The sequence below is a fragment of the Ensifer sp. SSB1 genome, from assembly GCF_016652895.1.
Taxonomy (GTDB): domain Bacteria; phylum Pseudomonadota; class Alphaproteobacteria; order Rhizobiales; family Rhizobiaceae; genus Ensifer.
Map to the genome: position 1 here is coordinate 51205 of NZ_JAEPRP010000005.1, position 14054 is coordinate 65258.

General features: G+C 63.3%; 16 protein-coding genes. 10 read left to right on the forward strand and 6 right to left on the reverse strand.

Features of this window, described 5'->3' with window-relative positions; all coding sequences use genetic code 11:
- Positions 1-201: 201 nt before the first annotated feature.
- The 3 genes from I8N66_RS02140 to I8N66_RS02150 all read left to right on the forward strand — a co-directional run bounded on the left by I8N66_RS02140 (position 202) and on the right by I8N66_RS02150 (position 2376).
- A complete protein-coding gene (locus I8N66_RS02140) occupies positions 202-1128 on the forward strand; it encodes a sulfite exporter TauE/SafE family protein (RefSeq protein WP_113536515.1) in 927 nt (308 codons plus the stop codon).
- A complete protein-coding gene (locus tag I8N66_RS02145; RefSeq protein WP_113536514.1) occupies positions 1128-1928 on the forward strand; it encodes a TIGR02186 family protein in 801 nt (266 codons plus the stop codon). The genes I8N66_RS02140 and I8N66_RS02145 overlap by 1 nt, the downstream gene beginning before the upstream one ends.
- A gap of 211 nt (positions 1929-2139) precedes the next feature.
- On the forward strand, positions 2140-2376 hold the full coding sequence (locus I8N66_RS02150; protein ID WP_034797129.1) for an Lrp/AsnC ligand binding domain-containing protein: 237 nt from the start codon (positions 2140-2142) through the stop codon (positions 2374-2376).
- Positions 2377-2427: 51 nt separating this feature from the next.
- Here the strand turns inward: I8N66_RS02150 and pdeM are convergent, their stop codons facing one another.
- Together pdeM and I8N66_RS02160 are read right to left on the reverse strand one after the other, a co-directional pair.
- Positions 2428-3153 (reverse strand): ligase-associated DNA damage response endonuclease PdeM, encoded by a 726-nt coding sequence (pdeM, locus tag I8N66_RS02155; RefSeq protein ID WP_162768682.1) that lies wholly within the window; start codon positions 3151-3153, stop codon positions 2428-2430.
- Between the two features lie 117 nt (positions 3154-3270).
- Positions 3271-5817, reverse strand: a complete 2547-nt coding sequence (locus I8N66_RS02160; protein WP_291149138.1) for a ligase-associated DNA damage response DEXH box helicase — start codon at positions 5815-5817, stop codon at positions 3271-3273.
- Between the two features lie 110 nt (positions 5818-5927).
- Between I8N66_RS02160 and I8N66_RS02165 the strand changes: the two genes are divergently transcribed.
- Entirely contained in the window at positions 5928-6431 is a 504-nt protein-coding gene (locus I8N66_RS02165) for an Rrf2 family transcriptional regulator (RefSeq protein ID WP_291149141.1), read from the forward strand.
- A 46-nt stretch (positions 6432-6477) separates the two neighbouring features.
- Positions 6478-6942: a carboxymuconolactone decarboxylase family protein gene (locus I8N66_RS02170; protein WP_291149144.1), complete on the forward strand. Its 465-nt coding sequence runs from the start codon at positions 6478-6480 to the stop codon at positions 6940-6942.
- Between the two features lie 80 nt (positions 6943-7022).
- Here I8N66_RS02170 and I8N66_RS02175 read toward each other — a convergent pair whose 3' ends face one another.
- Positions 7023-7658, reverse strand: coding sequence for a YitT family protein (locus tag I8N66_RS02175; protein ID WP_034797123.1), 636 nt, complete (start codon positions 7656-7658; stop codon positions 7023-7025).
- Positions 7659-7764: 106 nt separating this feature from the next.
- The gene (locus I8N66_RS02180) at positions 7765-8703 is read right to left on the reverse strand and encodes a methyltransferase (protein WP_291149147.1); all 939 of its coding nucleotides are present in this window, start codon (positions 8701-8703) and stop codon (positions 7765-7767) included.
- A 162-nt stretch (positions 8704-8865) separates the two neighbouring features.
- On the opposite strand from I8N66_RS02180, the gene I8N66_RS02185 reads away from it, so the two are divergent.
- The 3 genes from I8N66_RS02185 to I8N66_RS02195 all read left to right on the forward strand — a co-directional run bounded on the left by I8N66_RS02185 (position 8866) and on the right by I8N66_RS02195 (position 11294).
- On the forward strand, positions 8866-9132 hold the full coding sequence (locus I8N66_RS02185) for a DUF6460 domain-containing protein (protein WP_113536508.1): 267 nt from the start codon (positions 8866-8868) through the stop codon (positions 9130-9132).
- A gap of 2 nt (positions 9133-9134) precedes the next feature.
- Positions 9135-9638, forward strand: coding sequence for a CAP domain-containing protein (locus tag I8N66_RS02190; RefSeq protein WP_291149150.1), 504 nt, complete (start codon positions 9135-9137; stop codon positions 9636-9638).
- A gap of 300 nt (positions 9639-9938) precedes the next feature.
- Positions 9939-11294, forward strand: coding sequence for an MATE family efflux transporter (locus tag I8N66_RS02195; protein WP_291149152.1), 1356 nt, complete (start codon positions 9939-9941; stop codon positions 11292-11294).
- On the opposite strand, the gene I8N66_RS02200 is transcribed toward I8N66_RS02195, so the two are convergent.
- Positions 11270-12355 (reverse strand): quinone-dependent dihydroorotate dehydrogenase, encoded by a 1086-nt coding sequence (locus I8N66_RS02200; protein ID WP_291149155.1) that lies wholly within the window; start codon positions 12353-12355, stop codon positions 11270-11272. The genes I8N66_RS02195 and I8N66_RS02200 overlap by 25 nt on opposite strands.
- Positions 12352-12699 (reverse strand): DUF952 domain-containing protein, encoded by a 348-nt coding sequence (locus tag I8N66_RS02205; protein ID WP_113536505.1) that lies wholly within the window; start codon positions 12697-12699, stop codon positions 12352-12354. Before I8N66_RS02205 ends, I8N66_RS02200 begins: the two co-directional genes overlap by 4 nt.
- A 169-nt stretch (positions 12700-12868) precedes the next feature.
- Here I8N66_RS02205 and I8N66_RS02210 point away from each other — a divergent pair, with 169 nt between their 5' ends.
- Both I8N66_RS02210 and I8N66_RS02215 read left to right on the forward strand, forming a co-directional pair.
- Entirely contained in the window at positions 12869-13288 is a 420-nt protein-coding gene (locus I8N66_RS02210) for a hypothetical protein (RefSeq protein WP_113536504.1), read from the forward strand.
- Positions 13289-13369: 81 nt separating this feature from the next.
- On the forward strand, positions 13370-14020 hold the full coding sequence (locus I8N66_RS02215; protein WP_113536503.1) for a response regulator transcription factor: 651 nt from the start codon (positions 13370-13372) through the stop codon (positions 14018-14020).
- The last annotated feature ends 34 nt before the right edge of the window (positions 14021-14054 follow it).

The following is a 14054-nucleotide window of genomic DNA, read 5'->3' on the forward strand; positions in this document are numbered from 1 at the left end:
GAATTGATGCAGCAATCAAGGTCCGACTGTGGCCTTGGCACGTCCTGGCGGAAGCGCAACGCTGCAGGAGTGCATGACGAAAGCCGCCTCGCCCTCGGGAGAGGTGCCGGCCTTTCGAATAATCCCTCATTCGTGGTGAATTGCTTGCCACACTAACCGGTTTGCCCGCATTGCGGGCCGTTGGCATATCGAGGACCCGGCGTGACGATCTATCTGCCCATCGCAGAGTTGTCGGTGAACATACTCATCATTCTCGGTATGGGCGCAGCCGTCGGCTTTCTGTCCGGCATGTTCGGCGTCGGCGGCGGCTTCCTGATCACACCGCTCCTGATCTTCTACAATATTCCGCCTGTCGTGGCGGTGGCGACCGGCGCCAACCAGGTGGTGGCCTCGTCGATCTCGGGCGCGATCACGCATTTCCGGCGCGGCACCATCGATATCAAGCTCGGCACGGTGCTTCTATGCGGGGGTCTTGCCGGCGCGACGGTCGGCGTCTGGCTATTCTCGCTGCTGCGCCGCCTCGGTCAGCTCGATCTGGTGATTTCGCTGCTCTATGTCGTGCTGCTCGGCACCGTCGGCGGCCTGATGCTTTGGGAAAGCATCACCGCCATGCGCAAGGCGGCCAAGAACCAGCAGACGACCTTGCGCCGTCCCGGACAGCACAACTGGGTGCATGGCCTGCCGCTGAAGATGCGCTTCAAGAAGTCGAAGATCTATCTGAGCGTCATTCCGGTGATCGCTCTCGGGTTCTGCATCGGTATCCTGACCTCGGTCATGGGTGTCGGCGGCGGCTTCATCATGGTGCCGGCGATGATCTATCTCCTGCGCATCCCGACGAACGTCGTCGTCGGTACGTCGCTGTTCCAGATCATATTCGTCTCGGCCTATACGGTCATCGTCCAGGCATCGACCAACTATACTGTCGACATCGTGCTCGCCTTCGTCCTGATGATCGCCGGCGTCATCGGTGCTCAGTATGGCGTGCGCGTCGGTCAGAAGCTGCGCGGCGAACAATTGCGCGCGCTGCTGGCGCTCCTCGTTCTCGCCGTCGGCATCCGTCTGGCGATCGAGCTCGTCATCCCGCCGAAGGACGTCTATTCGGTCGTATCCGCGGGGTTCGGTTTCTGATGATCCGTTTTGCCCGCACAGCACTCGCTCTTTTCGTCCTTGCCCTGGCTGCGCCGGCCGGTGCCGCCCTGCAGGAAGAAAACGCCGATCTCACAGAGAAGCTGGAGATCGGCATCTCCACCGACGAGATCGCCATTACCTCGGATTTTCGCGGCGCGGATCTGACGATCTTCGGCGCAGTGGACGGTTTTGATTCCGGGTTATTGGCCCAAGGCCGGTACAACATCATCGTGTCCCTCGAAGGCCCGAAAGACAACGCGACGGTGCGCAAGAAGGAGCGCGTCTTCGGCATCTGGGTGAACACCAGTTCCATGACCTTCGAGCTGGTGCCGGAATCCTATTCGCTGTCGAGCACGCGCGATATCGAAACGATCGCGCCGCCCGGCGAGATGGGCAATATGGGCATCGGTGTCGATCACATGCGGCTGGTGCCGCTCGGTTTCGTCGGCGACGGCAGCAATCTCGGCGAGTTCCGCGATGCTTTCCGTCGCATCCGCGAAACGAGCGGCGTCTACGAGCGCGATCCGGGTGGGGTGCAGTTCATCAGTGCGAGCCTGTTCAAGGCCTCGGTGCGCCTGCCGGCGAACGTACCGAACGGGGTCCACGTGGTGCGTGCCTATCTCTTCCGCGACGGCGTCTTCGTCGCCGCGAAGGCGCTGCCGCTGCGTGTCGTCAAAACGGGCCTGGAGCAGTTCATTACCCAGGCCGCGCATCAGCAGCCGCTTTTCTACGGCCTCGTCGCCGTCCTGCTCGCAGTCATCACCGGCTGGGGCGCCAGCGTGATCTTCCGCAAGGAATAGTTTGGGCAGAAGCTCGCCTTGCGTTTGCTTTTGCCCGGCACGCGTTTAAAGAAAGAGCAGCAGGATGCTTTAGGGGTAAAGTACCCGGCGTCCCGAACATGTTGATCTGAATGCGCCGCGCCAAAGGGCGTGGTGAGTTCGAGAAGGCGATGCTGCTTGCGCCAATCCCCCGGATGACGGCAAGCGACGCGACACAGACAGAGGAAGCTCGATGAAACCGATTTTTGTCCAGTTGCAGTGCGCTCCCGGCAAGACCTACGAGGTCGCCGACGAGATCTACCGCAAGGAGATCGTATCGGAAATGTACTCGACGAGCGGCGATTACGACCTGATCATCAAGGTCTACATCGAAGAAGGCCAGGACATCGGCAAGTTCATCAATGACAACATTGCCACGGTGCCGGGCATCTCGCGCTCGCTGACCACCCTGACGTTCAACGCGTTCTGATCACAGGCGGAGCCCCTGCACGGGAGAGCCGCGCCGGGTTCCCCGCTCTCGTCAGGCGATGAGATTGGCAAACCGGACCGAATAGATCCGGTCGCGCCCGAGCATGTGGGCGACCAGCTTGCTGCGGTCGAACAGCCCGGTCATCGCCCGATGCCTGAGGTCGAGCCCGCCGGTGGTCACACCAAAGGCCGGCATCAGCATGCGCGTGCCGTCCGTCGCAAAGCAGGCGCGGCGCACGGCCCTTTCTCGTCTCACCACCGTTGCTGCCGGATGCAGATGGCCGGCGATCTCGCCCACGACTTCGCCGCGCTTCGGCTCGTGCCGGAAAACGAGACCGGCATGGCTAAGCTCGTCCATCGAGGCGCCCGGCAGCCCAAAGGCGCCGTCCGGGTCGTGGTTGCCGTTGATCCAGACCCATTCCCGCCCGAGCGCCATCGCCGCGATCATGTGGCGGAACGTATCCGGCATCACCGCCGAGCCGACGCGATCGTGGAAGTTGTCGCCGAGGCTGATGACGAGTTTCGGATTGTGACGGGCGATCGCGGCTTCGAGCACGCGCAGCGTCGCCAGCGTATCATAGGGCGGCAGCAGCATGCCGCGCCGGGCAAAGGCAGAACCTTTTTCCAGATGCAGGTCGGAGACGACGAGCGTGCTTGTCTCCGGCAGATAGAGGCTGCCGAGCGGATCGCAGATCGCAACGACGCCGTTGATGATTGTCTGGGCGTGGAGGAGCGGGGCAGTCGTTTGTGCCGATAGTGCGTGGGCGAGGCGGTGCATGGTTATGGTCTCGCGCGCTGTGTACGGAGGGGGTTACCCGCCGGACGCGGCAGACCGTCCAGAGGGGAGTAACCCGCCCGACGCCACAGACTGCTCATTCTCAAAGCCATTTTCCTATCAATCCGCATCCAAACCGCCCATCGCTTCGTGGATCAGGTCGTCGGCGGCCTCCGAAAGCAGGAAGTCCTGCGCCTCGCCCTGGACCATCTCCTTGCCGATCTCCAGCATGACCGGCACGGCCAGCGGCGAGATGTGGTCGAGCCGTCGATGGGTGATGTGTCCCTTGATTCGCTTCAGCATATCCCCGAGGCGAGCGATGTCCAAAAGCCCTGTTGCCGCATCGTTGCGGGTCGCCTCGAGCAGCAGGTGGTCCGGCTCGTGCGCGTGCAATACGTCGTAAATGAGGTCCGCCGAGACCGTGACCTGGCGGCCGGTCTTTTCCTTGCCGGGGTGCCTCTGGTCGATCAGCCCGGCGATCACGGCGCAATTGCGGAAGGTGCGCTTCAGGAGGAAGGATTCGTTCAGCCAGGCCTCGAGATCATCGCCGAGCATATCCTCGTCGAAGAGGTCGGCGAGGGCGCCGCGACTGAGTTCGAAGGTGGCGCCGAGGTCGTCGAGGGCCCAGACCGCCAGGGAGTAATCCGTTGCGACAAAGCCGAGCGGCTTCAATCCGGCGCGGTCGAGCCGGCGGGTAAGCAGCATGCCGAGCGTCTGGTGCGCCAGCCGCCCCTCGAAGGCATAGGCGACCATGTAGTGGCGGCTGCCGCGCGGAAAGGTCTCAATCAGAAGTTCGTCCTCGCGCGGCAGCATCGAGACATCCTTCTGCAGCGACAGCCAGTCGCGCACCTGGTCCGGAAGCGCCGCGCGCCGCGCCGGATCGGCGAGCATCTTGCGCACCTGCGCGGCCAGATAGGTCGAGAGCGGGAACTTGCCGCCAGCATAGCTCGGCACCTTGGGATCAAAGGTGAAGGCCTGGCTGACAAGACATTCGTTCTCACGGATTCCTTCGAAGCGCAGCACCTTGCCGGAGAACATGAAGGTATCGCCTTGGGACAGCATTTCGAGGAAGTATTCCTCGACCTTGCCGAGCGGCATACCGCCGCGACCGAGCGCACCGCGCTGGTTGCGCTTGACCATGCGCACGTTCAGCATCGGCGACTCGACGATCGTGCCGACGTTCAGCCGGTATTGCTGCGCCACCAGCGGATTGGAGACACGATAGAGCCCGTCCTTGGTTTTGCGGATGCGGGCGTAGCGCTCATAGGTCTTCAGCGCATAGCCGCCGGTCGCCACGAAATCGACCACCCGCTCGAAGGTCTCCCAGGCAAGGGTCTTGTAGGGCGAGGCCGTGGTGATCTCGTCGTAAAGTGACAGCGGGTCGAAGGGTGCGGCGCAGGCCATGCCGAGCACGTGCTGGGCGAGCACGTCGAGCGCACCCTTGCCGACGGGCGGCGTATCCTGCGCACCGATATAGTTGGCGTCGAGCGCCGCCTGGCATTCCATCACCTCGAAGCGATTGGCCGGCACCAGGATCGCCTTCGAGGGTTCGTCCATGCGGTGGTTGGCACGGCCGATGCGCTGGGCAAGGCGGCTCGCCCCCTTCGGCGCGCCGACATGCACGACGAGATCGACATCGCCCCAGTCGATGCCGAGATCGAGCGTCGAAGTGGCGACCACGGCCCGCAGGCGGTTCTCCGCCATTGCCGCCTCGACCTTGCGGCGCTGGGCGACGTCGAGCGAGCCGTGGTGCAGCGCGATCGGCAGATTGTCGTCGTTGATCGTCCAGAGTTCCTGGAAGAGCAGTTCGGCCTGGCTACGGGTGTTGACGAAGAGCAGGGTGGTGCCGTGCTCCTTGATGGCGGCGTAGACATCGGCGATGGCGTAGCGCGCCGAGTGCCCGGCCCAAGGCACATGCTCTTCCGTCTTGAGGATGGAGATCTGCGGTTTGGCGCCGCCTTCGACGAGCACAAGCCCGGCGTGGTTGTTCGCGTCCGGTTCCTGTGGCGCCAGCCACCGCTGCAGGTCCATCGGATCCGAGACCGTCGCCGAAAGCCCGATCGTCTGCAGCCGCGGCGCCAGCCGGCGTAACCGCGCCAGGCCGAGCGAGAGGAGATGACCGCGCTTGGAGGTGACGAGCGAGTGCAACTCGTCGAAGACGACGTAGCGCAGGTCTTTGAAGAAACGCGTGGCCTCGCCGTTGGCAAGCAGCAGCGCCAGCTGTTCAGGCGTTGTCAAGAGAATGTCGGGCGGATTGAGCTTCTGCCGTTGGCGCTTGGCGGTCGGCGTGTCGCCCGTTCGGTTTTCGACGCGCACCGGCAGGCCCATTTCGCCGACCGGCTTCATCAGATTGCGCTCGATGTCGACAGCGAGAGCTTTCAAAGGCGAAATGTAGAGCGTGTGGATGCCGACGAAGGCCGAACCGGGCGGGATCTTGCCGCGTCGGGTGAGATCGACCAGCGAAGGCAGGAAGCCGGCAAGCGTCTTGCCGGCGCCCGTCGGCGCGATCAGCAGTGTGCTTTCTCCCGTCTCGGCGCGCGCCAGCAACTCGAGCTGGTGAGCGCGCGGCCGCCAGCCCTTCTCGCCGAACCAGCGCAGAAAGGGGGCGGGCAAGGTCAGGGCGTCGCCTTGCGGTTCCGGGGAATCGATCCTGTTCACGGAGAACAAAGGTAGATCAAATCTGTCAAAAGAGAAGCCTGTCAGGAGGGTGTCAGGCGGTCCCGTTGACTCTTTTTGAGAATCATGGATAAAATATATCTATGATTATTGAGGTGCCAATGAAACTTGGTGATGGGGTCGAGCAGGCCATTCACAGTGTGACGATGCTGAGCTGTCTGCAGCCGGGCAGCACGCTGTCGGCTGCTGCCCTTGCCGAGTTCCATGGCGTCTCCACCAGCTATCTCCTGAAGCATCTGCAGGCAATGTCGGGGGCAGGGTTGTTGGAGGCGGTGCCGGGCCCGAAGGGCGGTTATCGCCTTGCCCACAAGCCGGAGAAGATAAGCCTGCTCGACATCGTGCTTGCGGTCGAGGGCCCGGAGCCGGCGTTCCGCTGCAACGAGATCCGCCTGCGCGGTCCCAATCCATACACGTGCAAGCCGACGACGCCCTGCACCATCAATGCCGCGATGCTGAGGGCCGAGCAGGCCTATCGCGCCGAGCTCAGGCGCGTGACCATCGCCAGCATCATGGAAGAGCTCTATGCCAAGGATGACGGCAGCATTGCCGCAAGAACCAATGCGTTCCTTGAGATCAACGAACGCCGGTCAGCCGCCGGCGTTTGAGATCGTCCGCCAACCCCATAAATCACGTCAACCCAAGGAAAAGTGCATGCAACCGCGTTTCAATTTCGTCGAAGCCGCCCCGGATGCCTATAAGGCCGTTGCCGCGCTGGACAAATACGTCGTCAAGGACTCCGGCCTGGAGCCCCGCCTGATCCACCTGATCAAGCTTCGCGCCTCGCAGATCAACGGCTGCGCCTATTGCGTCGACATGCATGTGAAGGAGGCGCGCCATAGCGGCCTCAGCGAGCAGTGGATCCACCTGATCTGCACCTGGCGTGAATCGCCGATCTACGACGCGCGCGAGCGCGCTGTGCTTGCATGGACGGAATCGCTGACCAACATCGCCCAGACCCGTGCGCCGGACGAAGATTTCGAGCCGCTGAAGGAGCATTTCACCGAGGCCGAGATCACCAAGCTCACGGTCGCGATTGGGGTGATCAACACCTGGAACCGGATCGCCGTCGGCTTCCGCTCCCAGCATCCGGTCGACGTGCCGTCAAAGGCTGCCTGAGTCACAGCTGTTCCGGGAAAAGCATGAGGCGCTCTCCCGGAATTGCCTCTTGCAACAGGCCTTCCAAGCGGGAAACCGATCTAGAGGGCGATGTACCGATCGGCGCGGTGGTTGATGGCCACGAACAGGTTGAGGACGACCGCGCCGAGCACCGACCAAGCGACGACTGTGGGTGAGGTCACGCCGAAGGCAAAGACGAGCACGACCATGTCGATCGCAAGCTGCACCAGACCGGCGCGAATGCCGAAACGCTCCTGCAGGTAGATGCCGAGAATGCCGACGCCGCCGAGACTGGCGCGGTGGCGATAGAGTGCCAGCAGGCCGTAGCCGAGCAGCAGGCCGCCGAGCAGGGCGGCCCAGGCCGGTTGGATCGTGCCGATCTGGAAGAGGCGCGACTGGATGTCTGTCAGGAACGAGGTCACGCCGATGGCGATGAAGGTCTTGACCGTGAAGGCCGGGCCCAGCCGCTTCAGCGACAGGTAGAAGAACGGCAGGTTGAGCAGGAAGAAGGCGAGGCCGAAATTGATTCCGAAGGCGTAGTGCAGCAGGAAGGCGACGCCCGCGGTGCTGCCGGTGAGCAGACCCGCGCTTGCGAGGAAATAGAGGCCGAGCGCGGCAATCAGGCTGCCGGTGAAGATGCCCTGCAGGTCCTCGACGGCTGAGTGCCGGGTCGGGCTGGTGTTCCAGAGACCGAAAACGCTGCTGATCTGAGCCATGGCAAATCCTCGATTGCGATGGCCGCAGCAATGCTGCAACGCACAACAACAATCAAGAAAAATATGTCAGTTATGCTGACCTATTTTTGCGACTCTGCCTTGCGTTTTATGCAGGCTTGCGCGCCAGGAACAGGATGCCGAAAACCGGTTGGCCGGCATCCATACGGATGACGGTGCGCTCGATGGCCTTGAACTCCAGACCATGCGTCGCGCAGAGCCCGCGGATATAGGTTTCGCTGTGGGCATAGCGCAGCGAGGGGCGTAGGAGGAAATCCACGCCATCGCCCGCATCCTCGACCGAGAAGGCGAAGTGGCCGCCTGCGTCAAGCAGTCGGAGGGTAATGTCGAAGACACTGTCGAGATTGCCGAGATACATGAGAACGTCGGCGGCGCTGACGAGATCGGCCCGGGCGGGGGCGAAATTGCCGAAGATGCCGGATATTTCCGGCGAGAGCGAGAGGTCGGCGCGTGCCAGCCGATCGTAGGTGGATTTCGCCTCGGCCTTGGCGAGCATATTGATGGAGATGTCGAAACCTTCGAGAAACTGTGCCTGATCCCGGATGCGTTTGCCGAAGAGGCCGGTGCCGCAGCCGAGATCCGTCACATGCTCGAAGATGAGGCCTCCGGTATGGCTTTGGATCAGAGCCGCGAGCTTTTGCGGCACGGTATAGCCGAGCTTTTCCACCAGCGCCTTGTCGAAGCGGTCGGCATAGTCGTCAAAGAGGCGCTCGACATAGAGGCTCGGCGGCTGTTCGGGCATGGCCGCAGCGCCAAGCAGAGCCAGTTTCAGGCCGGCGCCGAAGATGTCCTGAGGGCTGAGCGCCAGCGTTTTCCGCAGCGCTTCGATCGCCGCCTCTTTCCGGCCCGATTTTTCCTCATAGTCCGCCAGCCGAAACCAGCCGGCTGCCCAGTTGGGTGCCTGTTCCAGCGCCTGTTCCATGAGTTCGGCCGCGCTTGAGTGCTCGCCGCCCTCGGCAAGCATTTTTGCGTAGTCGGCGCGGCGGTCGGCGATCAGGTCGCCGGAGGAGAGCTGGTTGAGCGTCATCAATGTGAGATGTTGGTTGCGATCAGCGCTTCTGACGCCGGATGCGGCAAAACACAAGCGGAATCTGGCCCAAACAGAGAGCTTGGGCGCCATGCAGGGGCTGGCCGACTTGCGACGCCGCCGATCGCGGCTTATGTGAAGACAAACAGGAGAAGTTCGAGGATGTCGGACGGAATGGACAGATTCTTGGGTGACTCGCCGCTGCGCGTGCTGGTCAAGCTCGTCGTGGTGTCGATCCTCGTCGGCTTCGTGATGAGGATGTTCGGTTGGTATCCGACCGATATCTACTTCGCTGTCCGAAACTTCCTGCTCGACCTCTGGTACACCGGCTTTGCCGCACTCGGCCGGGTAGGGGACTACCTGCTGCTCGGTGCCGTGATCGTCGTTCCGGCCTTCGTTATCCTTCGCGTGCTGAGCTATCGGCGCTGATGATGCAGGACCGGTTTCTTCTCATCGAACGCCGCGGCCTTCTGCGCGCCACCGCCATCCTATCGCTCGGCGCGCTTGCCGGCTGCACGACCTCCAAGGTGCTGACGCCTGAAAGCGGCACCGGCAGCGACCAGACTGCGGCGAGCCTCGGCTACGTCAACAAGCTGCGCAAGGGCAAGGGGCTGACAGAGCTCGTGGCCGACCGCGCGGCTTCGGCCGCTGCAATGAGCCAGGCGGCGCGCATGGCCAAGGTTGGTAAGATGCAGCATCTGATCGGCTGGAACGACAGTTTCTACGACCGGATGAAGGGCCAGGGCGTGACCCTGCCGGCCGCCGAGAACATTGCCATGGGCCAGGACGACGCAGAACGCGCCTATGACGCCTGGTTCAAGTCGCCCAAGCATCTCGAAAACATGCTCGGCAACTATCGCGGCCTCGGCGTTGCGGTCGCCCAGAACGCCGCCTCCGGCAACCGACCCTTCTGGGCCATGGTGCTTTCGGGCTAAGCGGGCCTCACCACTCCGCGACCGCTCTCTTGAGCTTTGCCCCTCATCCCCCTGCCGGGCCCTACTCCCCAGAGGGATGGGGAGCAGGAGACCTGTGGCGCTTGCTCGGTCCGTCGCGACGTCCCCTCTCTCCATCTGCGGGGAGACGGCTAGTCCTCCGGTTAGATCCGAGGAGAGGGGCCTTCACATACGCTGACCCGCGCATGTATTCGCGGTCGGCAGCGGCAATTGCCACCTTGCATCCCCCCATGCTCATTCCCTAAAACGGTCAACTCTCACCTATCACGCCCGGACCGTTCGATGACCGCCTCTCCCGTCTCGCCGAGCGATCCTGCCGGCCCCTTTCACGTCACCCATCGGCTGATCCTGGCAATTGCGCTGCCGATGACGCTCGGCTTTCTGACGACGCCGCTGCTCGGGCTGGTCAATACGGCTGTCGTCGGACGCATGGGGCAGGCGACGCTGCTGGCAGGCCTTGCGATCGGCGCCATCCTGTTCGACCTGATCTTCACCACCTTCAATTTCCTGCGGGCAGCGACGACGGGGTTGGTTGCCCAGGCCTATGGCCGCGGTGACCGCCGTGAGCAGCAGGCGGTGTTCTGGCGATCGCTGATCATCGCGCTCATTTGCGGTGCGGTCAGCCTGCTCGTGTCGCCGCTTCTGCTGTCCGGCGGCCTCTGGCTGATGGGACCGGAGCCCGAGGTGGCGGCCGTCACCCGGACCTATTTTCTCTGTCGCATCATTTCCGCGCCTGCCGCTCTTGCGAACTACGCCATCCTCGGTTTCGTGCTTGGCCGCGGCGAAGGTATCATCGGTCTGGCGTTGCAGACACTGATCAACGGCATCAACATTGTGCTCTCGATCCTGCTCGGTCTCGTTCTCGGCTGGGGTGTGACGGGTGTCGCGCTCGCGACCGTCATCGGCGAGATTGTCGGTGCGCTTGCCGGCTTTGCCATCGTTTATGGGCGCTTCGATCGCATGGACGCGCCGAGCTGGGCGCTGATCTGCGATCGCGAACGGCTGAAGCCGCTCTTCGGGCTCAACCGCGACATCATGATCCGCTCCTTCGTGCTGCTGGCCGCTTTCACGCTGATGACGCGCATCGGCACGGCCTTCGGACCGGTGACGCTAGCGGCAAACGCGGTGCTGATGACGATCTTCCTGGTTGCCGGCTACTACCTCGACGGTCTCGCCAATGCTGCCGAACAACTGATCGGCCGCTCGATCGGCGCCCGCTACCGCCCGGCCTTCGATCGGGCGCTACGCCTCACGGGCGCCTGGTCGCTGGGACTCGCTCTGGTCACCACGATCGCCCTCGTGCTCCTCGGCGACAGGCTCGTCAATCTGCTGACGACGGCGCCCGATGTCCGCGCGGCCGCATACGAGTATCTGCCCTGGGCGGCGGTAACCGCGACCACGGGCGCACTCGCCTTCCTGATGGACGGCGTCTTCATCGGCGCCACCTGGTCGCGCGAGATGCGCAACATGATGGTAGCGGCCTTTGTCGGCTACGCGGCGGCCCTGGCCGTGCTCGTACCCGTCTTCGGCAATCACGGGCTCTGGGCCGGCCTCAACCTTTTCCTGCTGATGCGCGGCGTCTTTCTGCTTTCGAGAATTCCAGCGAAAGCGCGTCAGACCTTCCGGCCGGCCCAATAGTCGATGCGGCTGTCGCGGATGTCGCGGATCGAGTTGAGCCGTTCACGGTCGCAGAGATCGGAAAGACCACGCACAATACGGCCGGGCAGCGCGGGGCCCTCATAGACCATGCAGGAATAGAGCTGGACCAGATCGGCGCCGGCGCGGATCTTCTCCGCTGCGGTCTCGGCCGAACCGACGCCGCCGACGCCGATGATCGGCAGGTTCGGTCCGACGCGCTTGCGCATGCGGGCAAGCACCGCCGTCGACTTCTCGAAGAGCGGCTTGCCGGAGAGGCCGCCGGCTTCCTTCGCCTGGGTCTGATCCTTCAGGCCTTCGCGCGAAAGCGTCGTGTTGGAGACGATCAGACCATCGAGATTGTGGGCGAGCACTTCGGCTGCGATGTCATCCATGCCCTCTTCCGTCAGATCGGGTGCGATCTTCAGGAATACCGGAACGTAGCGGTTGCTGCTGCGGGCTTCCTCGTCGCGAGCCGAGAGCACGGCCGATAGCAGGGCGGCGAGGCTCTCACGCGCCTGCAGGTCGCGCAGGCCGGGCGTGTTGGGCGAAGAGACGTTGGCGGTGAAATAGCGGGCGACCGAGTAGAAGGCATGAATGCCGTTCACATAGTCGGCAATGCGGTCGGCACTGTCCTTGTTGGCGCCGATATTGACGCCGATCAGCGCATTGCGCGAGCAGGCCTTGAGCCGCGCCAGTGCCGCGCCATGGCCCTCATTGTTGAAGCCCAGCCGGTTGATGACGGCCTCGTCCTCGACCAGCCGGAAAATGCGCGGTTTGTCGTTGCCGGACTGCGGCTTCGGCGTGACCGTGCCGATCTCGGTGAACCCGAAACCGACCTTCAGCAGCGCTTCCGGCACCTCGGCATTTTTGTCGTAGCCTGCGGCCATGCCGATCGGGTTCGGAAACTCGATGCCCGCGACCGTCTGGGAAAGCCGCTTGTCGGCCTTGGCGGGACAGCTGGGCACGAGCCCGGTCTTCAGCGCCTTGATCGACAGGCCGTGTGCGGCCTCCGGATCGAACAGGAAGAGGCCACGACGGGCAAGATTGGTAAGCGGGTTCATGCGTCAAGTTCCGGGAACGTATGCGAGCCATCGGCGCCAAGCGGCAGGGGTTTTTCCCAGACCACGGCGGAGAGGAAGAGGGGGGCGTAGAGATGCGGGAAGAGGGCACCACCGCGCGAGGGTTCGTAGACCAGTTCCTCGCCGAGCGCGTCGCCATCGACGGCGACCAGCAGCAGGTCTTCCTGTCCTTCGAAATAGCGCGCCGCCGTCTCGACGACCTGCTCGCCGGTCGAAAAATGGACGTAACCGTCGGCGAGATCGACGGGTGCACCGTCGAAGCGCCCGCTGCGCCTGGCTTCCTGCCACAGCGAGGCCGGAACGATCTTGTAGATGATGGAACCCATTGTGCCCGTCTGTCCCCGTAATCTTCTGTCGTGGCCTTGCCGCAAATATCGGCGATTGTCCATCGCAGAAGGACGTCGATTCGCGCATAATCGGTGGTGAAGATCGATTTCGCTCATCCCGTTCATGTGCCGGACGTCATCTGGCAAGGACCGCAACGGAGAGGACGTCATGAGAAAAGCAACTGTCGCACTTCTGATTGGTGCCGGCCTGGCATTCGCCGGCATCGCCTCGGCGCAGGATCCGGCGCCCGGCCGCTATAGCATGCAGAAATCCGAGACGGGCATCGCCCGGCTCGACACGCAAACCGGCGAAGTGTCACTCTGCCAGGAAAGGAACGGCGAACTCGTCTGCCGCATGGCAGCGGACGAACGCTCCGCGCTCGAGCTGGAGATCGACCTCTTGACCAAACGGGTGGAGACCTTGGAAAAGGCCGTCAAATCCGGTGATAGCGTCGCGAAACGGGACCTTCCGACCGACGAAGAGATTGACCGGACAATGGGCATCATGGAAAGAATGATGCGTAAGTTCATGGATATCGTGAAGGATCTCGAAGGCAGCGACCCCGCGACGGAGCCGCAGAAGACCTGAGACGCCGGATCGGCCATGCGGAATGCGGATCGGCGCGTGGAGGCGTGCAGGTCGCAGGCCGGGCTCTTGGGAGGGAGCGACATGACGCCGGACATGACCATCATCATCGCGGACGATCATCCGCTGTTTCGGGGCGCAATGCGCCAGGCCCTCAGCGGCATGGACGGCGCGCCCGCCATCGTCGAGGCGGGCGATTTTGCCGCCGCCCGCAAGGCCGCTGCCGATTATCCGGATGCCGATCTCCTGCTGCTGGACCTGACCATGCCCGGCGTCAGCGGCCTATCCGGCCTGATTGCGCTTCGCGCCGAATTTCCGAGCCTGCCGGTCATGGTGGTTTCCGCCCATGACGATCCGGCAACGATTCACCGCGCGCTCGACCTTGGCGCCTCCGGCTTCCTGTCGAAGTCGGCCGGTATCGAGGAAATCCGCGAGGGGATCGAGAAGGTGATGGCCGGCGAGGTCTTCGTGCCGGCGGGCTATGACCAGACCCAGGAATACGAACCGGAAGTCGCCGATCTGCTGCAGCGGCTGCAGACGCTGACGCCGCAGCAGTCGCGTGTTCTCAGCATGCTGGGCGAAGGCCTGCTCAACAAGCAGATCGCCTATGAGCTCGGCGTCTCCGAGGCAACCATCAAGGCGCATGTCTCGGCGATCCTGTTGAAGCTCAATGTCGACAGCCGCACTCAGGCGGTCATCCAGCTTTCCAAGATAGGCACCGTCGCCGCGGCCTGAGGCGGTTGACCCAGCGCTACAGCCATATTCTTCT